The following is an 834-nucleotide window of genomic DNA, read 5'->3' as shown; positions in this document are numbered from 1 at the left end:
GGCGTATTTACTCATACAGGCATTGTAACGGGTGTTAATGGTGATTATTTTACAACTGTAGAGGGTAATACCAGCGGGGGCAGTACGATCATTGCCAACGGCGGTGGGGTATGCAGCAAGGGGTATTACAACAGCAATCTGCCTGGGACAAAGTTTGCAAGGCTTGATTGGAGTATTGTAGCTGGACAGGCCTCTTCTGGCACATCCACTGTGGCAGATATACCGATCAGCATGGGTGCTAATGGCCTTACGATCACAGGTAATAACCTCAATGTCAGGAGGGAGCCGGGTGGCCAAATTGTTGGCCAGCTGAACAAAGGTGACCGAATCGGATGCGATAAGCGCCGCTGGGTAGGCAGTACGTGCTGGTTCCACTACGCGGATGGCTGGGTATCTGGAGATTACCTGGACGGCTGGATCTGCGAGGCCGGGAAGTGGTGGTATATCACTGCAGGGTATAAGTATCCAAAGAACGACTGGAAGCAGACCGGCGGAGCCTGGTACTATTTCGATAAAGAAGGATGGATGGTGACAGGCTGGATTGAGTGGAAAAAGAACTGGTATTATCTGAAATCATCTGGAGCAATGGCGGCAGATGAGCTGGTGCGTACCGGTGGCAAGGTATACTACGTGGACAAGTCTGGTAAGATGTGCTATACTGATAAAACAGGAGCACTACTGTAACTATCAACGCACAGAGGGCAACTGTAAAACGCTGTAAGGCCCCGGTTCTCCCATCCGGGGTCTTTTATAATTAAAAAAAAATTGGTTATACTTCAATAATACAGTATTGTAGTATCATTTAATCAAAATATGCATAAAATAATCATGAAA

1 protein-coding gene is annotated in these 834 nt (G+C 47.4%); it reads left to right on the top strand.

The window, feature by feature from the left end:
• Positions 1-684: SH3 domain-containing protein (locus WMO65_RS26350; RefSeq protein ID WP_494337603.1), on the top strand; the 684-nt coding region annotated here is incomplete at its 5' end.
• Between the last annotated feature and the right edge of the window lie 150 nt (positions 685-834).

It is taken from the genome of Blautia caccae (assembly GCF_040095955.1).
GTDB lineage: Bacteria > Bacillota > Clostridia > Lachnospirales > Lachnospiraceae > Blautia > Blautia celeris.
This window is presented reverse-complemented; position numbering and strand designations above follow the sequence as displayed.